At 41.7% G+C, this 26,627-nt stretch carries 24 protein-coding genes; 15 read left to right on the top strand and 9 right to left on the bottom strand.

Annotated elements, in window-relative coordinates:
* Positions 1 to 228 precede the first annotated feature (228 nt).
* Entirely contained in the window at positions 229 to 1,593 is a 1,365-nt protein-coding gene (locus NK987_RS07485) for a RagB/SusD family nutrient uptake outer membrane protein (RefSeq protein WP_259263329.1), read from the top strand.
* Between the two features lie 41 nt (positions 1,594 to 1,634).
* Here the strand turns inward: NK987_RS07485 and NK987_RS07490 are convergent, their stop codons facing one another.
* Positions 1,635 to 1,901: a hypothetical protein gene (locus NK987_RS07490; protein ID WP_259263330.1), complete on the bottom strand. Its 267-nt coding sequence runs from the start codon at positions 1,899 to 1,901 to the stop codon at positions 1,635 to 1,637.
* Between the two features lie 402 nt (positions 1,902 to 2,303).
* Positions 2,304 to 2,741, bottom strand: coding sequence for a MauE/DoxX family redox-associated membrane protein (locus NK987_RS07495; RefSeq protein ID WP_259263331.1), 438 nt, complete (start codon positions 2,739 to 2,741; stop codon positions 2,304 to 2,306).
* A 342-nt stretch (positions 2,742 to 3,083) separates the two neighbouring features.
* Between NK987_RS07495 and NK987_RS07500 the strand changes: the two genes are divergently transcribed.
* The 7 genes from NK987_RS07500 (at position 3,084) to NK987_RS07530 (ending at position 9,715) form a co-directional block, all read left to right on the top strand.
* A complete protein-coding gene (locus NK987_RS07500) occupies positions 3,084 to 3,641 on the top strand; it encodes a hypothetical protein (RefSeq protein ID WP_259263332.1) in 558 nt (185 codons plus the stop codon).
* 32 nt (positions 3,642 to 3,673) lie between these two features.
* On the top strand, positions 3,674 to 4,606 hold the full coding sequence (locus tag NK987_RS07505) for a terpene synthase family protein (protein ID WP_259263333.1): 933 nt from the start codon (positions 3,674 to 3,676) through the stop codon (positions 4,604 to 4,606).
* Between the two features lie 60 nt (positions 4,607 to 4,666).
* On the top strand, positions 4,667 to 4,858 hold the full coding sequence (locus NK987_RS07510) for a hypothetical protein (protein ID WP_259263334.1): 192 nt from the start codon (positions 4,667 to 4,669) through the stop codon (positions 4,856 to 4,858).
* Between the two features lie 1,431 nt (positions 4,859 to 6,289).
* Positions 6,290 to 7,036, top strand: a complete 747-nt coding sequence (locus tag NK987_RS07515) for a hypothetical protein (RefSeq protein WP_259263335.1) — start codon at positions 6,290 to 6,292, stop codon at positions 7,034 to 7,036.
* 4 nt (positions 7,037 to 7,040) lie between these two features.
* Complete coding sequence (locus NK987_RS07520) at positions 7,041 to 7,481, top strand: DUF5675 family protein (protein ID WP_259263336.1); 441 nt, start codon at positions 7,041 to 7,043, stop codon at positions 7,479 to 7,481.
* Entirely contained in the window at positions 7,436 to 7,666 is a 231-nt protein-coding gene (locus NK987_RS07525; RefSeq protein ID WP_259263337.1) for a hypothetical protein, read from the top strand. Before NK987_RS07520 ends, NK987_RS07525 begins: the two co-directional genes overlap by 46 nt.
* A gap of 780 nt (positions 7,667 to 8,446) precedes the next feature.
* The gene (locus NK987_RS07530) at positions 8,447 to 9,715 is read left to right on the top strand and encodes a DUF5692 family protein (protein WP_259263338.1); all 1,269 of its coding nucleotides are present in this window, start codon (positions 8,447 to 8,449) and stop codon (positions 9,713 to 9,715) included.
* Positions 9,716 to 9,810: 95 nt separating this feature from the next.
* Here the strand turns inward: NK987_RS07530 and NK987_RS07535 are convergent, their stop codons facing one another.
* The 3 genes from NK987_RS07535 to NK987_RS07545 all read right to left on the bottom strand — a co-directional run bounded on the left by NK987_RS07535 (position 9,811) and on the right by NK987_RS07545 (position 13,827).
* Positions 9,811 to 11,046, bottom strand: coding sequence for an outer membrane protein assembly factor (locus NK987_RS07535; RefSeq protein WP_259263339.1), 1,236 nt, complete (start codon positions 11,044 to 11,046; stop codon positions 9,811 to 9,813).
* A 34-nt stretch (positions 11,047 to 11,080) separates the two neighbouring features.
* Entirely contained in the window at positions 11,081 to 12,301 is a 1,221-nt protein-coding gene (locus tag NK987_RS07540; RefSeq protein WP_259263340.1) for a DUF5692 family protein, read from the bottom strand.
* Between the two features lie 365 nt (positions 12,302 to 12,666).
* Positions 12,667 to 13,827 (bottom strand): baeRF7 domain-containing protein, encoded by a 1,161-nt coding sequence (locus tag NK987_RS07545; protein WP_259263341.1) that lies wholly within the window; start codon positions 13,825 to 13,827, stop codon positions 12,667 to 12,669.
* An 873-nt stretch (positions 13,828 to 14,700) separates the two neighbouring features.
* Here NK987_RS07545 and NK987_RS07550 point away from each other — a divergent pair.
* Together NK987_RS07550 and NK987_RS07555 are read left to right on the top strand one after the other, a co-directional pair.
* Entirely contained in the window at positions 14,701 to 15,096 is a 396-nt protein-coding gene (locus tag NK987_RS07550; protein WP_259263342.1) for a transcriptional regulator, read from the top strand.
* Positions 15,093 to 15,923 (top strand): MBL fold metallo-hydrolase, encoded by an 831-nt coding sequence (locus NK987_RS07555; protein ID WP_259263343.1) that lies wholly within the window; start codon positions 15,093 to 15,095, stop codon positions 15,921 to 15,923. Before NK987_RS07550 ends, NK987_RS07555 begins: the two co-directional genes overlap by 4 nt.
* A 196-nt stretch (positions 15,924 to 16,119) precedes the next feature.
* Here NK987_RS07555 and NK987_RS07560 read toward each other — a convergent pair whose 3' ends face one another.
* From NK987_RS07560 to NK987_RS07575, 4 genes are all read right to left on the bottom strand, one after another.
* A complete protein-coding gene (locus NK987_RS07560; RefSeq protein ID WP_259263344.1) occupies positions 16,120 to 17,028 on the bottom strand; it encodes a helix-turn-helix domain-containing protein in 909 nt (302 codons plus the stop codon).
* A complete protein-coding gene (locus NK987_RS07565) occupies positions 17,025 to 17,522 on the bottom strand; it encodes a hypothetical protein (protein WP_259263345.1) in 498 nt (165 codons plus the stop codon). The genes NK987_RS07560 and NK987_RS07565 overlap by 4 nt, the downstream gene beginning before the upstream one ends.
* A gap of 12 nt (positions 17,523 to 17,534) precedes the next feature.
* On the bottom strand, positions 17,535 to 18,350 hold the full coding sequence (locus tag NK987_RS07570; protein WP_259263346.1) for an SDR family oxidoreductase: 816 nt from the start codon (positions 18,348 to 18,350) through the stop codon (positions 17,535 to 17,537).
* Positions 18,351 to 18,693: 343 nt separating this feature from the next.
* Positions 18,694 to 19,182, bottom strand: coding sequence for a GNAT family N-acetyltransferase (locus NK987_RS07575; RefSeq protein ID WP_259263347.1), 489 nt, complete (start codon positions 19,180 to 19,182; stop codon positions 18,694 to 18,696).
* A gap of 235 nt (positions 19,183 to 19,417) precedes the next feature.
* On the opposite strand from NK987_RS07575, the gene NK987_RS07580 reads away from it, so the two are divergent.
* From NK987_RS07580 to NK987_RS07600, 5 genes are all read left to right on the top strand, one after another.
* Complete coding sequence (locus tag NK987_RS07580) at positions 19,418 to 19,954, top strand: hypothetical protein (RefSeq protein ID WP_259263348.1); 537 nt, start codon at positions 19,418 to 19,420, stop codon at positions 19,952 to 19,954.
* A 151-nt stretch (positions 19,955 to 20,105) separates the two neighbouring features.
* Entirely contained in the window at positions 20,106 to 21,410 is a 1,305-nt protein-coding gene (locus NK987_RS07585; protein ID WP_259263349.1) for an NCS2 family permease, read from the top strand.
* Positions 21,407 to 22,198, top strand: coding sequence for a 5'-methylthioadenosine/adenosylhomocysteine nucleosidase (locus NK987_RS07590; RefSeq protein WP_259263350.1), 792 nt, complete (start codon positions 21,407 to 21,409; stop codon positions 22,196 to 22,198). The genes NK987_RS07585 and NK987_RS07590 overlap by 4 nt, the downstream gene beginning before the upstream one ends.
* 323 nt (positions 22,199 to 22,521) lie before the next feature.
* A complete protein-coding gene (locus NK987_RS07595; RefSeq protein WP_259263351.1) occupies positions 22,522 to 23,550 on the top strand; it encodes a sugar phosphate isomerase/epimerase family protein in 1,029 nt (342 codons plus the stop codon).
* 76 nt (positions 23,551 to 23,626) lie between these two features.
* On the top strand, positions 23,627 to 26,434 hold the full coding sequence (locus NK987_RS07600) for a PQQ-dependent sugar dehydrogenase (protein WP_259263352.1): 2,808 nt from the start codon (positions 23,627 to 23,629) through the stop codon (positions 26,432 to 26,434).
* Positions 26,435 to 26,627 lie beyond the last annotated feature (193 nt).

Here is a 26,627-nt window from a genome sequence, read left to right on the forward strand (position 1 = left end):
TCATAATGGTTTAAAGTTGATAAATAGCCCAAATGTAGCTTCGGATTCACACAAGGTGACGATACTACCCGGCAGTGCCCCTTCCTTTCGGAGGGGGTTTTGGAAGGGATTACAAAAAACCTGACAAACTCGGTGGGCGACCTGTATTTCCCACACCGTACAGAACCCACCCTGTTTTCAGGCCTGTTTCAATATTCAAAAAATGCCCATTTACTAAAAAATATAGAGATGAAAACCCTCAAAAACACCTTATGTCTTTTCCTGTCCATATTGTTATTGACAGGATGCGACCAATTTCTTGATGTCAAGCCCGACAAAGCCATGGTGGTACCCCGATCCCTGGAAGACCTCGAAGGGCTTTTGGACGATGATGTCCTCAGAAACATGAATACCGGTCCCGGAATCCCAGTCCTGAGTTCTGATGATTTATATACCACAGACCAGGGCTTCATATCCTTATCCAATCTTGAACGCAATGTCTATGCCTGGCAGGAAGAAGTTTTTGCCGGGGAACCGATCATTTCCGAATGGGCCATACCATACAGACAGGTATTGAATGCAAATCTTGTATTGGAGAATATAGAAAAGGTTGATCCAAAATCCCCCCAGGAACAGACAAAGAAGAACACCATAAAGGGCAGGGCACTGTTCTACAGGGCTTTTGCATTCCACCAGCTGATGGAAGCTTTTTCCCTTCCCATTGCAGAATCAAACCCATCTACTTTGGGGATATTGCTTAGAAAATCAGCAAATATAAATATCCGGTATCAAAGGGCCACATTACCGGAAACCTATGAAACGATTATAGAAGATTTGGAGGAGGCATCAACACTTTTACCCGATTTGCCTGATTTCAAATCCAGACCCTCAAAGGCAGCTGCCCATGCGCTTTTGTCAAGGGTATTTCTGTTCGGAGGGGAATACCAGAAATCACTGGAACAGGCAAACCTTGCATTGGCACTTTTTCCTGAATTACTGGATTACAACAGTGTAAACCCAAGTGCTGCATTTCCATTTTCGGGATACCAGGATGAAGTGATTTTCCAGCAGATGGTGACAGGCTATGGCTTTCTTTACTCCAATGAGGTTTTTGTTTCTGAAGAGCTGTTGGACTTCTATGAGGAAAATGACCTCAGAAGAACCCTGTTTTTTACAAACGGGGACAGCATGGCGAATTTCCGTGGCAACTATACCGGACAGGTTTTCTTATTTACGGGGATGGCCTCAGATGAAATCAGATTCAATAAAATGGAATGCCTTGCAAGATTGAATAGGGTAGCAGAAGCCGCTGATATGCTCAATGAATTTTTGGAATCAAGATTTGTTTCAGGGACTTTTGAACCTTTGGATCTTTCTGTTTCAGGGAGTGCCTTGGAATCAATTTTGAGGGAAAGGAGAAAGTCTCTGCTCTTCAGGGATATCAGGTGGATGGATTTGCGAAGGCTGAATTCTGACCCTGTTTTTGCAATAGAATTAAAAAGAGAGCTAAACGGAGAGACATTCACTTTGGCTCCAAAAAGTCCGAAATATACTTTTCCAATCCCGGATGATGAAATCAGACTGAACAATGTAATTCAAAACCCCAGAAATTAGAAATAAAAGCGGGTTGGACTCCAACCCGCCTTTTTTAAATACTACATCGGACTGAGGGTAATGGGTACAAACACCCCGTTACTGACCACAGGTGCATTGGGCTGAGGTGCAGACCTCAGACAAACCTGGCTCAAAGGGTTGTCACAGCGGTAATCGATCCCGATCTGGGCATCAGTGGCATCATACCACTCCCCGTTTGCATTTCCATACTTTTCATCCTCGGTGGATACAGGGGCAAATGCAAATGCAAATACCGCTGCCAACACAAATACCCCTGCACGTAGCAGGTTCATTCCGTTTTTTTTCATAGTTTTACTTTAAGGTTAAATTGTAACACCGGTCGTTTTGGTTTGCACACCTTCCGAGAGGGACGGCCGGTTTTTCCCCCTACTGTCGCCAAGCAGATACCCGTACCCGCTGTGGCATTTCCATATCTTTGATTTTTCTAAACTTCCTTCAGCATTTTTCATTATCAATTCTTCCTCATCCTTTATTCTCAATTATTCATTCCTCCATTCTTCTATCCCGACACCCCAACAACCCTGACACCTGTCCGCCGTGGCGGAACCATTAAACCTGTCCGCCGTGGCGAAACAACTACACCTGTCCAACTTGGCAGAGACCCTCAATCCTACATTATTATTTCCCACCTTCGGACATACATCATCCTACCTACCACAAATCCATTTTTAATTCTTCATTCATAATTCTTAATTATTCACTTTTCCCAACTTCCAACCCCCTACACCTATTCCCAAAAAAATCAGATTGAACACCAGATGCTCCCACCACCCTAGGGAATCAATCACCCCTCCGCAGCTGCAGGGAACCCTTCCAAAAATTCCTGTCAATACCAATCCTATATAACCGGAAAAACAGGCCATTAAAATAATTGATATTCTGAATCCGAAATGCCGGGTTTTTGGGATCATCAGAAGGAGAGAAGTTCCTATTTCGAGCACTGGCAAGCTAAAGAGCAGCATATCTGCCATCCACTTTGGGAACACTTGATTGTACAGCCCGGATTTTGTCCCTTCCCAGTCAAAAAGCTTACTTAGTCCCGTATAAAAAAATAGAAAACAAAGCAGTACTGCTGCTACATCAGTGGCCAAATGCCTATGCTTTCTTAATTTGCCATGCCCAATCATACCTTTTTATTTTGACTGAAATAAAATTAAGGCACTGCAGGTACCAATGGAAAAATACCTGGCAGGAAAATAAAATGACCTGTAAAATTCTGCCTGTAGGCGGGATTTTTGGGTATGTACCAAATATTTTCGTAAATAAACTTGCGTTTTTCGGTATTTGTATTTTAAATTAAACTACTTTAATAAGTAGATGAAGCAGGTGTGGGCCTCCTTCTTGGTGGAAAGAAGAAAGTTTTTCATCATTTTCTTTTTTCAGTTATACTGCTTCCGGTTCTTTTTGACCATAAAGCAGGAAATCTTATCGGTTTTAAAACTTTTGCTGCTGTACAAATGGAATCTTTAATGGTTAAAATGAAAAATGATTATGATTCTTTAATGGTAATTCCACTGGAAGAATATTTAGAACTCATGCCTTACCTTACTTTCAAAAAATACCCCAAAAACACCGTCCTTAAGGGTGCTTCTGATGTGGAATCTGTGAGTAGATACCTTTTTGAGGGGCTGATCGGACTTTTTGAAAATAGAGAGGAGGACACTGTTTGTAGAAGGATTTATTGCCCTAATGACACAGTATGTGACTTTGATTCCTACCTCAACCGGGCTAAAAATAACCTATCCCTGATCACTTATACAGAATGCATGGTTGCGGAATTCACTCAGGAAAATGAAGTTCTTGTCATTAAAAACCTAAAGAATTTTGCTGAACTGGGACTTAAAATCAACCATAGAATTACATCCAGAGATGCACAATGGAAAAAGCTCTATTGGCTTGAACCAGTTCAGCGATACGATCACCTCTATAGAATCTGTCCCTGCTTGGGAGAAGTCAAAATCAAGGATGTCTGTGGCATCCTGAACCTTCCGGAAAGGACAGTTTCAAGATTGCGTGTTAAAAAATAAACTATACCTCTAAACAAAAAAATGTTTTAGCTATGAGTATTATATATCCCTTTCCATCGCAGGTCAATCCTTTGGTAAATACGGTAGATCCAATTATTTTGACTTGGGCAAAACAAAAGGGTCTATTGCCTTCAGCACAAATTGAAGTAGCATTTGACCAGTCAAAAATCAATTGGTTTGGCGCATATATCTATCCAAATGCGGATAGAGAATGGCTCACTTTGGTTTCAAAACTATTTTGCATTTTGTTTTTAATCGATGATATCATGGATTCTATGAATCATAAAGAAGCATTAAAATGGGCAAAAAACTTTGAATCGAAAACTTCATCCTTCTTGAAAAGCGGAGAGGAACATGAAAAAAATATTTCCTTTATCCTGGCTTTTTATGATTTTGCGAGGTCTTTGGAAGAAAAGTGCGGATCTGATGTCTTGAATAGTTTTTCTGAGGTTTGGTCTGAATTCTGTCACGCATTGATTTGGGAATCATCAAACAAAGCCAAAGGAATCATTCCAGATATAAATGAATATAATAGCCATAGATTATATTTTTCAGGAGTTTATATCGCAATATTCTTTTTAAAATATATGTTGAGTAATAAAGACCTTCCTACTTTTTATATGTTGGAGGCCAAGAATTTAAGTTTTCATGCTGCAAATCTGATTTGTCTGGCAAATGACCTTTGCTCATACCCGAAAGAATTAAATTCCGGTGATTTTCATAACCATGTTATTATTGCTATGAAAATTTTCAATTTCACAGAAGGTCAAGCTGTTGAATGGGTAAAAAAAATCCACGATAATCACTTGAAAGATTTCTTTGTTGATTTTCCCGCTATTAAGGCAAATCCACTGTTGACTCAATTTTTCCAAGGACTTAAAGAAATTGTAGTCGGTAGCAATGCTTGGTCCAACATGGAGACTGACCGATACTTGGCAGGATCAAATGGCTCGATTATCAGTTAGCCTGGGACTAATAAAATCAAATTGAACATCAATGATCTTTTTCACCCAAATTTTTGACTTATGTTCCTTAAGAAATGTGTCATATATCCAAAAGATGTACAGCTGATCACGGGTAAAAGTGAGAGGTATGGACAGGAACTCCTAACCAAAATCAGGGAGCATTATAACAAAGAACCCCATCAATTCATAACTATCTATGAATTCTGCGAATTTTCCGGCATCCCCCTTCATGAAGTTGAAAAATATTTATAAGAAACGAGAGGCTTGAAAAAGACACAAGATGGAAGCCCCAAGACCCAAGACATTGATATCATGACAATTCCCAGAACATGATAACGCACAGCTGATAACCTGACAACTTGACTACAACTAGAACAATTACACCTGTCCACCATGGCGGAACCAAACCAAACTTATGTTTTCTATGTCCCTATGTGGTAAAAAAATTGATATTGTTCCATCTGTGAAAATCCTGTCCATCTGTGGTTAAATTCTCCATCCCTGTTTTGGAGTAAAAAGAAACAAAATGTAAGACCCAAGATCTCAGACTTGATTCCCTGATAACTTTCTCAACACGATAACCCGACAACGCGTAGCCGACAACCTGACAACGCGCAGCCGACAACAACTAGAACCACTACATCGATTACACCTGTCCGCCGTAGCGGAACCTATCCACCCCTATGTTCCCTATACCTCTTTGTGGTAAAAATTCATACTAGTCCATCTGTGAAAATCCTGTCTATCTGTGGTTAAATTCTCTATTCCTGTTCTGGAGTAAAAAGACACAAAATGCAAGACCCAAGACATAAGACTTGATTCCCCAACAACAATTACAATCAAACTTAACAACCTATCCACCCCTATGTTATCTATGTTTCTACATGGTAAAAAATCTGTGAAAATCATTTAAATCTGTAGTAAAAAAAACCTTCCCTGTTTTGGCGGAAAGCTAAATTCCCAATCACCCATTAAATTAGCCAAAACCAAACCCAACTCATTTCACATTTTTTCTATAAACATGTCACCCCTTCGGGGTTTTTCAACCTGACACCCAGACAACAATGACAACCATTACAACAACTAGAACGACTACAACTTTTACAACTTTTTCCTCCTTTCTTCCCGACTTCCTTACCTCAAAATTCTATAAAAAATTCAATACCAACTACCTTCGAAAAAATCAATTTTTTTATAAATAATCATATTAATTTTCTCAAAATCGGCATTTTTACCCCACTTTCCCCTATACTTCTCCTAACCTTCTCCTAGGGACCCGTTATACCCTCCCCCACCATTCGTTAACTTTTGACCAATTTCCAAGAAAACATATAATTATTCCGATAATTTAAAGTCTTGTACTTTTCCAAGAAAGATCTTCATGCTCTTTGGCTGCCCACTTTTACCTTTTAATCCACTCATTAATCACAATCCTACTGTGGACCATGGACTGTGGTCTGTGGACAAAAAATCAACCAACAATATTCCAACACCTCAGCCTGCCCGAAAACCTACGAAATCCGCAGAATCCGCAGAAACAGTACTTTTCCGCAGAATCCGCAGAATCCGCAAAAACAGTACTTTTCCGCAAAATCCGCAATATCCGCAGGATCCGCAGATTGTTTTTTATTCCTTCACTAGCCTTCCCAAATTTGACCATGTTTCACATAAACCACATCAAAAATGGCAAAGCAAACAAGTATCATCACACTCAACGGTAATGTAGGAGGATTGTCTTTCTACAAAACCAAGGACGGCCACATGGCCAGGGAAAAAGGAGGCGTCTCCAAAGACAGGATCATGAACGATCCCAAGTATGCAAGGACCAGGGAAAACCTGAAGGAATTCACCGAGAATATCAGGTCTGTCAAATTGGTCCAGGATACCATCCGACCAGCCATCATCCGAATAGCTGATCCCAAACTTTACCAAAGAATGGTAAGGCAGATGATGAAAGTTCTCAGAACAGATCCTGTTAACGGTCGGGGTCAGAGGGTTGTCGCAGAAGGGGACTGGAACCTGCTCCAAGGTTTTGAACTCAATTCCAATGCAATTTTGTCTGGCACGATCAGGACGGAATTTACCGTGACCAATACACCTACGGACTGGACCTGCACTGTTCCTGCCTTTTTGCCGGCTGACTACCTTGTCATCCCACAGGGAGCTTCACATTTCAGGTTAATGGCAGCCGGTGCATCCTTTGACCTGACCACAGGGACTAAGAACTTTCTCTTGGAAACCGGATCGGACAATCCGATAGAGCAGCTGACTGCCCCCATTACCCTGACTATCCCTAAAGCAGGCCTGCCCGAGCCACACAAGATGTTCATCTTCGGGATTGAATTCCTGCAGATAGTCAACGGGCAGCAATATGCAATGAACAACGGGGCACACAATTCCGCGGCTTTCATCACAGTTGAAAAAGCCTAAGGCCATGAAGTTGCTCTTAAAAAGGGAGTATAAAAAGCACTTGACTAGAGGTACTTTTTACCTAAACGGAAAGCTGCTTTGCAAAACCCTTGAACCTTCGATTCATTTAAAAAGCATCCCCTGTCCGGAAGGAAATTACAGATTGGAATGCGAATACGACGAAGAATGCGGTTGGTACCTTTATTTTGAAGCAGATGGGAGACGCTTCGAAATTAGGGTCAGTTCAGAAACAGGTGCTACGGATACTATCGTCCCGGTCACCTTTTTCAAAAGAAGCATACCGTTGTTTACCCGACTTGCATGTAAGATACTGACGGACAAGGTCATCCATTACATGGGAGAAAGGGAGGAGGTATGGCTGGAGATTTACAGTGATGTTAAACCTTCAAAACAGAACCTATGGAAATTGAATCCGCAGAATACCTTGCTGGGGCAGGAGGCGTAATTTCATTGATGCTATCCGTTATTGCCTATCTGTTGAAGTTCCTCTTGCAGGACTTCAGGGCACTGCAACAAAACCTCTATGAGGTGCAGACCAGGTACCAGTTGATGGAAGCCGCCATGCAGACCATGTCCAAGGACCTGAATGCACTCAGGCTACAGCTACAGAAAAAAGCCCCACCTGTTTAGTAAATTTTAGAAAATGAACTCTTTGACTTTTCATCCCTATCTTTTTGAGATGGGGATGATTTTTTATGACAAAAAATAAGGTGGAAATTTGCTACTTACATGTTCAAACTTTTATTGATGCGACTTTGCAGGTGTGAATAACTTTCGGCAAGGAATCAACACTTTTTTCAACATATCCACGAAAGCCACCGGTATACAATTGGGCTGAATTGGTAAAATCTTTATATTAAGTTGATTCTGAATTAGGAGAAAGACCCCACCGGTTTTCCGGGACCGGGCACATGAAAAGTGTAAATACATCAATAGTTACCTTAATATGCTCTAGGCTCAGATAAATTGCACTCTGGGGGATCAAACTACAATGTTGCCTTTTATACTGGTTATGGTCTCTGACCCAAAATCTCTAAAATCAAATGTCCGGCATAGTCCTTTAACCCTCAGGTAGGGCTTGCTTTTGGAAATAAGACAACACAGGCCTGCATTTATTACTCCCTTCAGGTAACCATTGCGCCTGAAAGATTCATTGTTGACTGTAGTTTCCAATCTTGAAAAATTACAGGATTAATAAAATACCCATCCAGGTTGACTGCAATTTTTGTATCACTATTCAATGAAAAAAAGTATCAAAATTCTGCATATAATTGTTTTTTTAAATTAAAAACCTTTTTATATTACATAAGACAAAATTAATTTGAAATCCTCGTAATGATTTCTTTACATTAATTCCTTACTGTGATCTTTTTATTTACTCTTTTAACCACAACTTAACACAACAGTAACATGAGAAAAAGTACCAGTATTCATTGGCTTAAAATCCTTTTTATGCCAATGCTGTCCCTCCTACTTTTTGGAGGAATTATTTCTCCATTAATTGCCCAAGAAAGGGAGTTTTTGGAAGGCAAGTATGCGGTCACACGAAGTGACAATCAGGTCTTTATTTTTAGCTTCAGTAAAGATGGAACGGTCATAGTCACCGAAAAAAACTCGGAAGACAAAGATTTCAAGGAAAAACAGAAGTATGAATTGATCGGAGACAAACTGACCATCATGCCGATTTGGCCGCCAAGCGTCATCGACGATTTCAATGATGTCACCATGACCAAAGCAGGAGAGGGTTTGTTCACTTTTTCCAAAGACGGACTTGATTATGAAGTGCAGGAGCATTCCAATTGGCCTGCCATCATGCATACCTCGGCTGTTTTGATTGCATTGTTGATTTTCAATTACCTCTGCAGGTGGTCCAAATGGTTTGTATGGGCTACTTGTGTCATTCTCCCACTTTATCTTACGATTTATGTTTGGCCCATTACCACGGTAGGTACTGCAGTTGATACCTGGTTTCACGTAGCCAAAGTATGGTCAGCCCTCGCCGGTTCGGTATTTTTTACATTGGTCAGATTTACCAAATTAAACAATTACAAATGGGCAAAATTTGTAGTGGCAGCCATTTTGGCCATCAATATTGTGGAAGCAGTATTAAGGGATTTTGAATTGGGTACAGGATTTGGAGGCATCTATCACTTTTTAAACGGTACTGCCGGAATCCTTTCAATCATCACTTTGTCAGGTTGGTTGACCATCAAAGCCGACAGCTCAAAATGGAAAGACATGGTGTGGCCTGACATGACCTTGCTTTGGATCATCGCTTATGACGTTTGGAACTGGAGTTACATCTGTAACTGCATCCCTGAACATGCGGTGATGGGCTTGATCGTGCTGTTATCTTGTACCATCCCTGCCTTTTACAAAGTGGGAACATGGCTTCAGGCAAGGGCTTACACCTTATCTGCTTACATGATGTACATCATGAGCGGTTCCAAATGGATCAGCCATCCATTAAATAATGTGTTGCTTCCTGATGACCCCACTTTCATCATCATTTTGGCAATGTGCAGTCTTGGTATCAATGTCTACAATGCTTACATCCATTTTGGTATGATGATCAGAAGAAGAGCTTGGGGATTTGGTCAGCCTGTTTTGACTGTAGCAGAACAAGATGCTATCGTGGCCACCAACAAAACCTTCCCCCATTTTATCAAACTGGCTTGATATTGAGAATTAGTCTTTTCCAACTGTTATTTCGCTGACGAAAAAAGGCTACCGTAGAGGTAGCCTTTTTTTTTATTCAAACAAATGGAATGCATTTAAAACATTTCATTCAGGTTAAGGAAAATTGCTGAAGCCCCGTGAATCCCTCGTCCATAATCCAATCCAATATTGACCCTGTTTTTTGGACTGATCATATATCGCAAACCTGCTCCGTATCCAGCTTGAAAATGGCTGAACAGTTTTACATTGTCTGTCCTGCTACTGGCGGAAGTTGCATTCACAAACACAACACCCCCAAGTCTATCTTTTGTCTTTTGAAGCGGGAATCTCCATTCCGCCTCAGTATAAGTAAGATCCTCCCCACGGAATCTGCCCATGGTATAGGGTCTAGCGGATCTACCAAACATATCCCAGCCAGTGGCCGGCAAAAACATATAAGGAACTTTTCCACCAGTGACAAACCATCCATAAGCCCAGACCGCAATCAGGTTTCTTGGTCTTTCGGGATTTAAGTTAAAATAATCCCTGTATTCTAACCACAATTGACTTGCGCCCTCAGTACTGCCCAAAAATTCAGGATTAAGTCTCAGAGAAGCAAAGGCTAATCTGCCATCATAGGGATTGGCAACGTTATCACGGCTATCAAGAGAAGCATTTAAAGAAACACCTGATTGAGTGTAACCTTCCAAAGGCATGTCCTTTAATGATTGGTATTGATAGTGATATGTCAATCTTTGAGGATCAGATTCAAGATCCAATTGCTTGTCATCAATACTAGACATGATGTCTAAATGGTAACCAACACCATAGAAAAACCTTGTGTCAGCATGCCTTCTAAGGGCTGTTTGATAAAACCTGAAATGATTAAAACCCATCATTTCATTTTCAGGGGGACCCTTGACCAGATCATCAGAGACTTCTCCATCTTCTCCCAATACAGTATGATACATGTACGAAGCATCAGTACTCAATCCATAAGTTGGCTGACTGTTTAAATTATACCTTAAGTCCGTCATCATCATCCAACGGTCATCTTCCAAAAACACATTTCCTCTTACCTGGAGAAACAATTGGTTTTTTTGGGTATAGAGAAAAGTTCCCAATACACTTGTCATGCTGGTGGTTTCGGGATTTCCATTGAACCAATTAAACCCTGGAGCAACACCATAAACCAATCCAGTCGTGGGGTTGGCCGCTATGACTGGCATAGGGATAATGGTTACTTTTCTTTCTTTTTTCCCTTCAAAAAGGGAATCTATTTCCTGACCTTTTGCCAAAGTAACAATGCCCAAAAAAAGAATCAGTAAAATTATTTTCTTTTGAAATTTCATATTTATCAAGATTTAAAAAATATGGAAATTTCAATTAAAGAACTGACTCACTTTGTCCAACTTCCAAAGAAGCCGGGGCTTTTCCGGTAAATCTCCACCTGTAATGGAGGATAAAATAGACTGCATTGAATGCCAAGCTGATCAATGCCATGATCAAAACCAAGTTTTCAGACCTTGGCATCGGGATCACAAATGTCAATCCCAAACTGTTGTCCGCAAAGGCTTTAAAGCTGAATAAATACATCATATAAATTGCCAATGTATAAGCTCTTGCCTGAAGATAGGTCCCCTTTTTAATCCATATTGCAGCCACTGTCGGCGCTAGTAGCACTATAAAGGACAAGGCAACAGTATTTGGAAAATTAATATAAACAAAAGTGATGTTCCAGATATCATAGGCCAATACCCATAACGTGGTCATTCCCGGCCACAACATGTCATGGGGCTTTTGCTCGTCTTTCTTGATACCCATCCAGCGTGACATTGTAATCATACACAATACACCGGCGATGGCATTCAATAAATTTGGCATATCTGGTTGGGAAAAATCCTGCATTACCGCCTCAGCTATGTTGATACCTAAAATCAGCATCACCACAAACTTTGCCCAAGTCTTTCCATCAATGCCATTAAACCTAAATAAGGTAAAAAATACACCACCTGCTACCGCTGAATACAATTTGATCCATCGGAACCAGCCATCAAATCCAGCATTAAGCCATAATGGAATCAGGACGATCGGCAATACAAAGTACAACACATAAGGTGCAATCTTGTAATACCTTGAAATCTCATTGCCTACCATCAAGATCACAAACAGAAATACCAAATGCATCCATGACCAAAATGGCTTGCTTTTCCGTATTTCTACATCTGTTACTCCGTCTACATGTTTGAATTCAAACTTCGTTTCATCAATGTAGGTGATGGTTCTGCCAGAGAGCTCCCCTATAGGACCGGCTGCATCTCCTGATAAAACTACGTTAGCTCCTTCCATCGACCAATTGAAGGTTTGCTTAAGTTTGCGGACCGTCATACTTTTTTCCACATCGACGGTTCCATCTTCATTAAACTGAAAATCATACACTAGGCCACTCCCTTGGGAATCGACCATAGAGCCTTCCAAAGTCCCTATCCAGCGGGCATGATCACCGGGTAAACTTTGGGCTTGAGATTGCAGAAACCCTGCAAAACCCAAAAAAATGGTAATTAGAAAAACCCTCAAAGGGTTCCCCTTTAGATGAATTTTAAACATAAAGCTTGTTAGTTTGAGGTTGATAAAATAAAACTTAGTGTTGCAATTTAATGATACTGATAAAATTTGGTAATCAATTAGATAAAAATTTTTTAAAAAAATAGGTGATTAGAACCAGTTAACAGTCATTTTAATGATTTTAATCATGTTTTATAGGTATTAATTATCAGGATGAAATTTATTCATCAAAACAAGTGCTGCTAAAATCAATAAACTGGTAATATGATACATGTTATTTCATCATGTGTTAAAGAATAAAAAATATAAATTAATCAGGAGTTAGAAATGATCTTTTAAGTACAAGAATATTGTTTATAAAAAAAAGAGCCACATTAATAATTGTGGCTCTCCAATCATGTTATTTATTATAAAGAATACCTTAGGATTCCGGCAATCGCAGCACTTTCATCCGGCATCATATCAGGTTCTACGAGGTAGACCTTGCCTTTGAAATCAATCACCCTGGCGGCAGCCTCATCTATCAGGCAGTGCATTCCCGGTTCTTGGGTTTCCGAAAGGGTAATTTGGTGGGCACTTTCATCATATGTTCCCCAGAGATGCACATGATTTTTATCTACCAAAAGTGTATCCACTGCACCTGTGAGCGCAGCCTTGATCAGTTTTAGTTTGTCATTGTTGATCGCAAGACCATTGGCGAGGTAAGAACCGAAGCTTGACTTTCTTTCGAGTCTTTCTGTTTCAAAATACGGCGCCGCAACTTCCCATGATTTGGCATGGAGAACCATCATGTCATTGTGGTTGAATGCTCCTGTAATCTTGCCCTCCATCAGGTATCCGTAACTGTTTGCCTCCCTGTATATCGGGGCAAGGTATTCTACCCCTGCTAAGTACAATGGCAAGGGGTTGCGGTTAAGAACCGGTACCAATTTGTTGTTTACCCTGTGAAAAAATTGGAGCAACCTCTTTTTCCTCTCCTCGTCAGAATTTTCGCTATGCCCATGAAACTGTGAACCTGTCCCCGCACCCCTTGCCTGAAAACCTTTATCTCCCCTTGCTTCTTCTTCATCTTCTGTAAATGAAGAGGCAATATCCTCCTCATCTATTTCCTGAATCCCGTTTCTCGTCGCCTCATAGAGGTAGATATGGTCAAGGTTCAATAGCAGTAAATAATAGTGACCATCATCCGAAAGCTCAGGAATTAAAGGAAGAAGCATCGGTTTGGATCCGATAAAATGGCTGCTTTCCGCTACTTCAAGGGGTAACTGAAAAACCTCCATTTCCCCGTCACGAAGGAAGACGGCCAACATGTCGGAATTGTGCTCCCAAAATTCATCCTTATCCAAAAGTTCATTGGCAGGGGCAAGAATCCTATCGGCTTCCTTCCAAGCCAAACCCTTCTCAGAAGTCAGTCTGCTGTTGATCTCCTGTAGCTGGTTTTTGAAATGGGTTTTGTCATCCTTATAAGCGGTGGTACTCAACCGCGAGGTAGGGGTGTAAATAGAAATAAAAGGATATCCTGATTTCTTGGATAGGGCAACAAACTGTTCTTTATCAAAAATCTTCATTTTGTTTTTGGTTTATGAATAAAGTAAAATTAATTTTATAACGGGTAATTTGAATTTCAAATTAAAACATTCAGGGAGAAATAGCCAAATAAAATACTATAAAAATTTTGCAAATAGACCCTATTCAACTGCTTTTTTAAATCTCGCCTACATATCAGTCCGACAGAATTTAGAATTAGAAAATATTATAAAGTTTTTCATTTCTTTGAGTTTAGGATAGCCACCATCATTACTAATGTCTATCTGATCTATCCATTTTCATGACCAAGTCTGCTAAATGCCTTAAGAATGTTTTTTCATTTAATGGCTGAATTAGAAGATTTATACAAACTTTGAGAGGATGGAAACATTGGAGACGAGGTCCAGCCACGTAGTGGTCAAATATTGGTATCCACGAGTAATCCCGATTTTGGGAGATATTCGAGGTAAGAAACGAAACAAGCGAATTCGGTTTTTGGCCGAGGAAATTCAAATTGGGAATTTAAGTTTCCTATAAAAACAGGGAAGGTCAAACTGAAATTAACTCAACAGACCTTCCCAAAATTAATTTAATCCCTGTCTGCGGCAAACAGGCCTTCGGGGTTGGCTTGACAACATTCATTTTTTAATCCCTATCCAATGCTTTTCGGGAGAAATCTAGGGCTATTCAATGTTTGACCCCTTGGTGTCTGTTTTGATTCCTCATTTTCACTCCATGCACTTATGATTCTTCTTTGAATAAATCATCAATCCCCTTTCCGATACCTTTGCAGTTGAAAATAAATCTTTAAAGTGTTTCAATTACAATAGGAGATTATACCGTGGAAATAACAATCGGTTATCCTTTATTTTGAATTGTTTTCCTATATTTAGGTAACACTATATCTTCCCGAGATGGCCTCCTACGAAATAGAGATTATCCTCAACCGTCAGCTTGCCGATTGTCTGTCGATTCCTGTCTTTATCACAGATACGGTAGGTAACCTGATATTTTACAACGAGCCTGCGGATAAAGTCCTCGGGACTTCCTTTGAAGATACCGGGGAGATGAAGGTGGAGGAGTGGTCGACAATATTCAAACCTTTGGATGAAGATGGGGCTCCGCTGCCTCCTGAGGGCTTGCCCTTGGTAAATACCTTAATCGATCAGCTTCCGCATCATAAGGTATTTTGGATTGAAAGTTTGAAAGGAGCCAATGAAAAGATTTCGGTAACTTCCTATCCCATCATCGGCCGCACCGGCAAATTTTTGGGTGCAGTAGCTATTTTTTGGAATTCCCAGGACACATGAAAATATCAATCAAAGGAGTCCGGGGATCAATTCCCACCTCAAGTCCCGAAACATCTTTTTTCGGCGGACATACCTCCTGCGTGACTGTAAAGGAAGGTGATTGGCAACTTATCCTTGATGGCGGTTCGGGAATCCAAAAGGTGTCTGCACCCGAAGGGATTGATAGGTTGGACATTTTACTGACACACCTCCATATGGACCACATACAGGGATTGGGTTTTTTTAATCCGCTTTTTGATCCTTCCAAGGACGTGCATATCTGGGCTCCTGTCAGTGCGACCCAAAGTTTGCGGGCAAGACTCAACAGGTACTTATCACCGCCTTTATTTCCTGTCCATATCCGTGACCTGCCTTGTAAACTGACCCTTCATGATATTTCCAACAGCAGTTTTGAGATCGGGCCGTTTGTCATTTCATCTAAGTTTGTGATCCATCCGGGACCGACAGTAGGGTTTCGTGTCAGCTGTGGAGGTGCCGTGATGGCTTATATCCCTGACCACGAACCGGCCTTGGGACCAAAGGGATTGGTAAATGACCCAAAATGGATTTCCGGTTTTGAGCTTGCAGAGAGTGCAGATCTTCTCCTGCATGATGCGCAGTTTACCAAGGAAGAATATAAAGGAAGAATAGGGTGGGGACATTCCTGCATGGAAGACAGCATTCAATTTGCCGGGTATTCAGGTGCAAAAAGGCTATTGATGACCCATCATGATCCTTCCCACAGCGACAGTAATCTCAAAGAATTCTTGGCTATGCTGAAGTCCAATCATAGCGGAAAGCTTGACTTTGGACTTGCGAGGGAAGGGATGGAGATTGAATTGGGGTAGCGAAAATAAGAAATAATTCTATTTTGGATTTTTAGAAAATTGGAAATCTCTCTCCAATTTTTTTTGCATACAATAATTCGGAGTTTTTTTGATTTTGATAAACAAGCCTGAATTCAATCGACAGTTACAAATCAAACTTTGTATTGGTATTTTTTGAAAAGGCTTTGATTGAGCTGCCAATTCCAACAGGTTCTTTTCAACTCAAATTCCTGAATTCCAACGGTGTCTGTCCGGTTTTTTGCTTGAAGAGTTTGTTGAAATATTGGGGATATTCAAAACCCAGGTTATAGGCGATTTCATTGACGGTTTTGTCAGAGTTGATCAAAATGTTTTTCGCAGCTTCGATCAAGAAATAATGAATATGCTCTTGTGCATTTTTTCCTGTTTCCTTTTTGAGTAAGTCGCTCAAATAGCTTGCCGATAGATTGACTTTTTCAGCCAGGTATTTGACTGTCGGGAATCCCTTTTCGCTGATCTCGTTGGATGTAAAGTGTTGGTGGAGGATCCCTTCGACTTGGGACACGATGGTTTTGTTGGTGTTGCTCCTTGTGATCATTTGTCTGCCATAAAATCTGGAGCAAAAGTTCAACAACAATTCGATCGTAGAGACGATGATATTTTGGCTGTGGACATCAATATTTTCTTGCAGTTCTGTCCTAATCTGCTGCACGCATTCATACAGGATGTTTTTTTCCTTGTCAGATAGATGAAGAGATTCGGAGATTTCGTAGGTGAAAAAACTGTAGTCCTTCATTTTCTCATTCAAAGACGTGGCCCGGATCAGATCGGGATGAAAAAATAAGCCCCACCCCATCATATTCTCCGTGGATTCCACTTCGTCGTCCATTTCGATCATTTGGTTGGGAGCAATGCAAATCAGACTTCCATCGTGAAAATCGATGTTTTTCCGGCCATATTTGATCGTGTTTTTGCAGTAATTCTTAAACATGATCGAATAAAAATCAGTGCTGATCCTGGTATGCTTTTCTACATGCTCACTTACTTTACTAAAATCCAACACAGCCACCAAAGGATGGTGATTTGGTCCCAAACCAAATAATCTGTAGAGGTCTGAGATGGTGGACAGGTGGATGATCGGCTTCATATTTTATCAATTAAACTGTTTAAATACTCCAGATAGAATTGACCTCTTCTTTCTGCAAAAAAATCCAATCCCAATACAATACCTGCTTTGATAAAGAAGCCCAAACCAATGCCTTGCCAGAAGGTATCGATTGGTGTGGTATACATCAATACGATGCCAAAGATAATCAATGCAATTTCCACATACCTGTAAATCACAAAATTACGCAGGACCGTTTCCATTCTCGGGATTTCATCTGTTTTGATTTTTTCCGGCTCGTTTTGGACAAACTTTTCTGCCCTGATCATGTCATTTTCACTGCGGGTTACAATCGTAAAACCCACGATAACTTCTAGGATCGCCACCACCACAAAAGGAATGGCAACCCCTTTCCAAAAGGATGTTTTTAAACCAAAAACGAAATAGAGAGCCATAGCCAATGCAATGACTCCGACAAGGAGGAAGATATAGCTTTCAGCTTTTTCTCCATTGAAATACTTGATAATCGGATTCATATAGGTGTGATTTTAGAGCCCAAACTGTGCCTTAATTCCCCCGATAAATGTAGCATCATCATATTGTTGGCGGTTTGCAATCAACATTTTGGCATCTTCGCCCGCTGTATACCGCAATTGATTTTTGCCATCCGTTACGGCTTCAAAGATCACCTCTGCCACCACACTTGAGGGAGAAGCATTTTGTGCCATTGCTGGCATTGCACCCATTAATGCACCCACGATTTTTTGGTATTCGACCATCGAGTCATCATTGCTAAAGTCAAATGACCTGCCCGAAAATTCTGTTGCGATCATCCCCGGCTCTACAATTTTCACCTGTCCGCCAAACTGTTCCACTTCATAATGCAACGATTCTGAGATGCCTTCCACGGCAAATTTTGTCCCGTGATACAATGCACCCAAGGGGAAGGTCATCTTGCCACCTATGGATGAAATGTTGATGATCAATCCTTTTTTGTTTTGTCGGAAATGCGGAAGAACTGCTTTGGTTACATCCAAAAGACCAATTACATTGGTATTGAACTGACGTAAAATTTTGTCTCTCGAAAATGATTCCAAGGGCCCGTAAGCGCCATAGCCTGCATTGTTGAGCAAGACATCAATTCCCCCAAATTTTTGAATGCCTTCAGATACGGCTTTTGTGATAGAATCCAGATCCAACACATCAAGCTTGGTAACCCATACATTTTCCAATGTGTTTAATTCGCTTTCGCTGTCCGGATTTCGCATGGTAGCGATTACGTTCCAACCTTTGGCCTGAAATAATCTGGCAGTTTCTTTTCCGATTCCGCTGCTTGCCCCTGTTATTAAAATTGTCTTTGTCATGTTGCGTAAAGTTTTAATTACGGGACAAAGTTGCCGCTATCTGCCTTCTGACAGGTAATACAAATTCAGGTTGTTAGTATACTTTTTGCGGTAATTCTTCCTGTATTGGAGTCAGGTTGGGTGAGGGAGAAATTAACCGGGCGATATAGGATCGACTCAAAAAGTGCCACTACAAATCACCAGATAGCCCAGTGCTGATTTTTTTCAGAAAGGATTGGGTGTTTTTTTCTATCCCCAACTTGGTGGTTATTGTAGATATAAAATTAAAGAAGCCGATTGCCTAGAGGGGAAGGTTATTACCTTAGGAAAAAACTTCTTCCATATAAATTTCGAAAAACCCACGTCAAACCCTCCTATACATCACATACGCCCCCACCAATCTCTTTTCCGGGTGGCGGTAGGCTTCGGGGATTTCTCCGATGATATCGAATCCTAGGGATTGCCAAAGCTTTACGGCAGCTTGGTTGGTGCTTAATACAAAGTTGAACTGCATGGCGAGGTACCCCGCTTTTTTGGCTTCTTCCAAAGCAAAAAGTCCCATCTGTCTGCCGATGCCTTTGCCGCTTTCCTTTTCATCGACCATAAATCCCGCATTACAGACATGGTTTCCCAATCCGGGTTGGTTTGGTTTCAGGTAAAAAGTTCCTACGATTTTACCGTCCATTTCCGCCACAAAAGTGCTTTTGTCCGTACCCAACCAATACGCCATCATTTCCTGCTCGGAGATATCTGGGGAAAAGACATAAGTGCCTCCTTTGCGAATAATTGGCTGAATAATTTCCCAAAGGGAATTGTGGTCTTTTGGGTTGGCTAGTCTAAAAATTGGATTCATTTTCAGATCGATTTATTTGAAGAAGACTCAATGGCAAATTGATTGATTATTCTGAAAAACCTGTAAAGACTACCCAAAAAATCTATAATAAATTAAAATAGAATTTATTTCAGTTTTTCTAAATTTTGGTGTCTTATCCATAATTTATAGAGTATTGGATAATATTTTTTACAAGAATTTGATCAACTATATTAATCAGTTATTATTGTGTTTACCCTTGTAAATCAGAATAAATATGAAAAGATTAATATTCTCCATGTTGTTTGGATTTTTAGCCATTTTGGAAGTTGCAGGACAAGAACTATACCATGAAGAATATGCTGTCATCAACGAGAAATTCAACCCAAGTAATTTCAAGGTTTATGGTGATAAGGTTGAATTATTTTACCATACATCAGAGATCAGGTTTTGGGTAGGCCTATTACGTTCAGAGCGAAATATAATTTTAGGTGAAGGTTGTCCTGAGGTTGAGGAATTTATAAAGGCAAATATTGGAAAAATCGAATACCTAAATCATTCAATCCCAAATTTAAGACTTGATCCTTCAAGACTTAAAGGTCGAATTGAACTTACAGAAAGTTATTCTACAAAAGCCAGAAAAATAACCTTTCCTCTAATTATTGATGATTATGCCTTTTTTTTGATGTTTTTTGAAACTGACCAAATAGTAGTTGTTCTGAGGAAAGATCCGGAATTAGGCTGGCGTATAAGTTGTAATATTATTCTTTATGTTGCTCCACTTACTGATATAGTTCCTATAAAGAAAGAATAAAAGAATCCATAAAATCTGTTTAATATTTTTATGTAGTGTAATTCAATACCATAGAATCTTGTCCAAGTTGAAACCAATGCCTTTTTTACTTATGGTTTTTGTTTGGTAATTCAATCCTCTTCGACTTACTTTCCACTTTTGAATCTGATGCATGGAAGTAAAACCTACAAACCTTAGAACTGAAATCCTGGCAGGAACGAGCACTTTTCTTGCGGCTTTCTACATCATCATCGTCAACCCGGCCATCTTGGCGGAGGCAGGCATGCCTTTTTCGGGAGCATTGACAGCAACGGTTTTGGTGTCTGCTTTCGGCAGTCTGATGATGGGATTGTATGCCCGCAATCCGATCGTCGTTGCACCCGGCATGGGAATCAACGCATTCTTTACCTACACCGCAGTCAAAGGTTATGGATTGACATATGAAGAAGCTTTGGGTGCAGTATTTTGGTCAGGCGTGATCTTTCTGTTGCTTTCAGTTTTCAAAACCCGTGAGAAAATCATCGCATCTATTCCTGTTGCGCTGAGACATGCGGTGTCGGCAGGCATCGGTTTATTTATCTGCTTTATCGGATTTCAAAATGCCCACTTCATCGTGGACAATACCGCCACACTCGTAGGAATGGCCGCTTTCAAGGATCCCATCAGCCTGACATTTATGACAGGGTTATTGGTGACGGGCGCTTTGATCAGCCGCAAGGTTTCGGGGGCGATCATTTACGGGATTATCTTCACGACCCTTTTGGCTTGGCCGATCGGTAGGTGGTGGGGAGATGCTTCTGCCGTCAATTTCGGAGTGGCCACCATGGTCAATTATACCGGTTTGTTTGCCTTGCCGGACTTTAGTCTGGTGGGAAAGGCGGATATTTTGGGTTCGCTCCGATACGCCTATGTGCCGGTGATTTTTGTATTTACCTTCACGATTCTGTTTGACGGGATTTCCACATTTGTGGGTTTGGCGGAAGCTTCGGGACTGAAAGATCCTGATGGCAGTCCAAGAAATATGCGGAAGTCTTTGCTGACAGATTCGATGGCAACACTTTTTGCCGGCTTGGTGGGAAGCAGTTCGGGAACAGCCTATATCGAATCCGCAGTGGGAATCGAAGAAGGAGGAAGAACAGGGGCCACAGCCGTGACAGCCGGACTGCTGTTTTTACCTTTTATGTTTTTCTCACCGCTGCTGTCTATCATTCCATCCATCGCAAGTTCCATTGCCCTGGTCTTGGTGGGTTCCTTTATGGTAATGCCGCTGACCAAAATCAACTGGCGAAATCCGGACGAAGCGATTCCCTCTTTCCTCACCATTACTTTGATACCGTTTACCTACAGCCTTTCTGTGGGGATCTCATTTGGCTTTATCAGTTGGACTGTTTTGAAGTTATTGACCGGCAAAAAATCCGAAATCAACCCGATTCTCCTTGTCATCACCATCCTTTCTATTTTCTTTCTTTGGCTATGAAAAAGTTATTACTCCTATTACTGATTGTTGGTTTCTCATTTTCTGCCTCCGCCCAACGGATTGCGCTGATGGGCGCTTTGGATCAGGAGATCGCCATTTTGCTCGATTCCATGCAGGGACAAAAGAAAGTAAGTAGGGGCGGAATTGATTTTTACAAAGGAAAACTGAAAGGCAAGAAGGTTGTCATTCTTAAAGCCGGCGTGGGCAAAGTCAATGCTGCTTACAGCACGGCCGTACTTACCGAGAATTTTAAAATTTCAACGCTGATTTTTACCGGAGTGGCAGGAGGCTTGGATCCTGAAGCATTGCCCGGAGATTTGGTGATCGGTGAAAAGTTGGTGCAATATGACTTCGGGAAAGTGGATTCTTTGGGATTTTCTGTTGCGCCATTCAGGAAATTAAGTGGAGGTGCGCATGATGAATTGTTCATTGATTCCGACAAGGATTTGCTACGGATAAGCGAAAGTGCAGCGCAAAAGGTGGTTTTTGTTCCGATTGCCAACAGGCAGCCAAAGGTTTTCAGCGGAGTGATTGCGACAGGGGATATTTTTGTCAGCAGCAACGAAAAGGCAAAATGGCTTTATACCGAATTTGAAGCTTTGGCTACCGAGATGGAAGGGGCGGCAGTGGCACATATCTGTAGGACATTGAACATCCCCTTTATCGTCATCCGAAGTTGCAGCGACAATGCCAATAACCACGCCCGCATGAATTTTAACCAATTTGTAGGTCCTGCTTCAGAAAATTCCGCAAGGTTGGTTTTGGCTATTTTGGGGGAAATGGAGTAGGGTAGATAGGGGAGTTGTGTATTTCAAAATTGTCCACTGACCACGGTCGACGGTCCACCAAAAGCATTTGGACTTCAATCCATGAGTTTATTCGGTTTTTGCGAGAAAATAAAAATACCTTGATGTAATCAAGACTTGCCTTATTGCTAAAATGCCGTGAACATCCGTCATCCGTCATCGGTCAGTTTTCTCATTTCCATATCCTCATTTTTCACCAATCAAAATCCCAAGATAACCTCCCTGAAATTTATCTGGCAGCAAGTGAAAATTATTGCTAAGTTGTTCAATCTTAAACCCTATTGAACAAATAAAAATCAATTTTCATGAAGAACAGAAGGGAATTTCTCCTCAAATCCGCCATCGGCGCTACCGGCTTGGTATTGGCGCCAACTTGGCTGCAAGGTGCTCCGGCATTGATCAAGTCATACAACAAACCCGATTCAAAAATCAACGGCGTGCAGATTGGCTGCATTACGTATTCTTTTCGCTCCATGCCTGACCAAAGCCTAGAAGCAAATATCCGCTACATCAAGGAATCGGGTATCAGCGCCGTAGAAATGATGGGAGAACCTGTGGAGTACTTTGCAGGGATGCCACAACCGACATTCAATAGGATGAGGGGTTTTCAGTTGGGCGGCAAACAGAGAAGGGGGGAGGAGTTGACTGAAAGTGAAAAGGCCGAATTGGCTGATATCAGACAGCAATCTGAGGCTTATGCCAAAGTGGCCTCCGATTGGAGAACAAAAACTGATTTTAAGAAATTTGAGCAGGCAGGAAAATTGTTCAAAGAAGCGGGAATTACCCTTTATGCCTTCAAACCAAATGCTTTTGGTGTCAATAATTCGGATTTAGATGTGGCCTATGGCATGAAAGCAGCCAAAGTCCTCGGCGCCAATCATGTGACTTTGGAGCATCCTTCGGACGACGTGCAGACTATGAGGTTAGGAAAATTGGGAGATACCCACAAAATGAAAGTGGGTTACCACGGCCATGAGCAACAGACTTTTGGTTTTTGGGATACTGCTCTTTCCCAAAGCAGCAACAACGGATTGAATTTTGATGCCGGTCACTATATCGCCGCCGGCCACACAGATATGATGGAACTGATCCAAAAACAGCAGGGAAGAATCTGGAGCATGCATGTGAAGGACCGTCAAACACCCCCAAACGGAAAAGGCAACCTCCCTTGGGGTACAGGGAACACACCAATCGCTGACATCCTCCAAATGATTCGGGACAAGAAATACAAATTTCCCGCCACCATAGAATTGGAATACCAGGTTCCCGAAGGTTCGGATGCTGTCAAGGAAGTGCAGAAATGCCTGGAGTTTTGCAGAAAAGCATTGGCTTAATAGATGATGCGGTTCTCCACAATTGTCAGCGCACAACCATTTAAGAAATTTTCCAATTTCAAAAACCCATTAGACCATGATAAAATTCTACAAGATAAATTACCGATTAAACGCGGTTTTTGGACTGGCCATTTTGCTCAGCCTGATTTCCTGTCAAAAATCTGAAGACGCCTCTATCAAGCCAGAGGACAACCGGTTTACCAAAGTCGTCCTGACCGAAGGTATGGACGAGCCGATGGAAATGACTTTCCTCCCCCAAAACAAAATCCTGTTGGTGGAGAGAAAGGGCGGTGTCAAGATTTTTGATGAGAAAACCGGGGAGATGAAGCTTATCGCTACCATTCCTGTCAATACCAAATACACCAACAAAGAAGGAAGGGTAAGGGAAGCAGAAGAGGGATTGATGGGCGTGATTGCGCATCCTGATTTTGCCAAAAACTCCTGGATCTACATGTATTACGCAGACCCTGCGGAAGCCAAGCATGTCCTTGCAAGGTGGGAATTACATGGCGATTCGCTGTATGCCGATACCAAAAAAGTAATTTTGGAAGTTCCGACCCAAAGGGAGGAATGTTGCCATACCGGTGGGGGGATGGTTTTTGACAAGGAAGGAAACCTTTTCCTGACCGTAGGCAATAACACTGTGAATCCACGGGTAGGATCCTCCAACCTTGACGAGCGTCCCGGAATGGAGAGTTCAGATGACCAACGCGCTCCTGGCAATACCAATGACCTGAGGGGAAAAATCCTTCGGATTCATCCTGAAGATGATGGAACCTATACGATTCCGGAGGGAAATTTATTTCCGGTAGGAACAGAAAAAACCAGACCGGAAATCTATACCATGGGCCACAGGAACCCATGGAGACCAACTTTGGACAGTGAGACAGGGTATCTTTATTGGGGAGAAGTAGGGCCTGATGCCTCCATCGATTCTATTTGGGGGCCAAAAGGATACGATGAATTCAATCAGGCAAAAGGGCCGGGATTTTTCGGTTGGCCATATTTTATCGGAAACAACCAACCCTACAACAAACATGACCTTGCCACCAACACTTATGGAGCACCATTTGATGTGAATAGCCCGGTCAATGAATCGGTAAACAATACCGGTCTCAAGAATTTGCCCACACCTGTAGTGCCTGCGATGATCTGGTATCCTTACGGGGTTTCGGAGGAGTTCCCCATGTTGGGAAGTTCGGGTAGAAGCGCTACAGGCGGACCTGTTTTCCGCAAGGCGGATTTCAAAAAAGAAGCGCCTTTTGTATTTCCTGCTTATTATGAAGGCAAGTGGCTGATTGTGGATTTTATGCGGGGATGGATTATGGCGGTGACCATGGATGAAAATGGAGACTACAAATCCATGGAGCGATTCCTACCCAAAGAAACTTTCAGCTCGGCGATAGATATGGATTTTGGTCCGGATGGCGCATTATATGTCTTGGAATACGGTAGCGCCTGGTTTCGTGGCAATGCCAATTCCCGTATTGTCAAAATCGAATACAACGCTGGCAACCGCAAACCAAATGTCAGTGCTTCGTCGGATAAATATGCCGGTGGAGTTCCCCTGACTGCCAAATTATCCGCTGAGGGGACTTCCGATTATGATGATTATGATCAGGGTAAACTGGGTTTTGAGTGGAGTTTGACTTCCGCCAGTGGATTCAAGCAGGTATTGAAAGATCAAAATCCGGAATTTACCTTCACGGAAGCAGGAACATATCAAGTGTTGCTTACCGTCACCGATACTAAGGGAGAGAAAAATTCAGCCACTTTCGAAATCGTTGCCGGGAATGAACCTCCTGTTGTTTCGATTGATTTCGGGGGATTGAACAAAACCTTCTATTTCGGGGAAAAGGAATTTGCCTATACTATTCAGGTTGAGGACAAAGAAGATGGGACATCCGCTGAAGGAAAGATCAAGTCCGAGGAAGTCGCTGTGACTTTTGATTATGTGCCGGCAGGTTTTGACCCGATAGAGATCGCTTCCAAGCAAAGTGGTGCTGAGAACATGGCGATTTTGAATATTGGCAAAAACCTGATTGAAGCAAGCGACTGCAAATCCTGTCACCAATATGACAAAACTTCCATTGGTCCTAGTTACACTGCGGTGGCGGCTAGGTATCCCAAAACAGAAGAAAACACCAAATTGCTCATCGGGAAGATCATCAATGGAGGCAGTGGCGTATGGGGTGAACACGGGATGAGTGCCCATCCGCAGTTATCTGAGGCAGATGCACGGCGAATGGTGGATTTTATCCTCAGTATGAATGAAACCAAACCGACAGTGGCTTCTTTGCCACTCAGCGGAAAAGTCACGCCTGTGGTTCCTGAAGGGGAAAATGGTCAGGGAGGCTATCTTTTGAGGGCATCCTATGCTGATAAAGGTGCAGGAAATGTGGGTTCCCTCTCTGGGGTGGATTACATTGCTTTGCGAAATCCGTTCCTTGACCCGCAACTTTCTGACTTCAGAAAAGGGGTGAATCTGATGACTACGCCGAGAGTCAATTTCTTTATGATCGGAGACCAATCCCACATAGGTTTCAAATCCTTGGACTTGACAGGGGTGCAGCAAATCGATCTTTATGTGGAGGTAAGTCCACGCAATGATGCTATTGGTGGTTCTGTGGAAGTGAGGGTTGGCTCCCCGACAGGTCAGCTGATCGGACAAAGCGAATCCATGTTACCTAAAGAGGCTGAATTCAGAAGACCTCCCGAAGGAGTCAATCCTGTTGAGTGGAGAAGGCAAAATGCTACTAAAGCCCAGGTGGTTTTGAAACCAATTACAGGGAATCAGGATGTGTATTTCATCTTCAAAAATCCAAAAGCCAAAGGGGAAGAAATCCTGATGAGTATCTCTGAGATTGAGTTTAGGGATAAATAAATATTGTCGACAGACCACAGTCAATAGACCATAGCTGCTTAAATTGAACTTCGGTTAAGCTTCCCTTGGTTGAAGATTGAAGTTGGAAATTGATGATTAACATTTCCTTCAGAAAATGAAAGTAAAAAAAAGCAGAGGCCTTTTGGGGTCTCTGCTTTTTTGTGTGAAAGCGAATCTATCAAAGTGCTTCATC

This window comes from Aquiflexum gelatinilyticum (assembly GCF_024813435.1).
GTDB lineage: Bacteria > Bacteroidota > Bacteroidia > Cytophagales > Cyclobacteriaceae > Cognataquiflexum > Cognataquiflexum gelatinilyticum.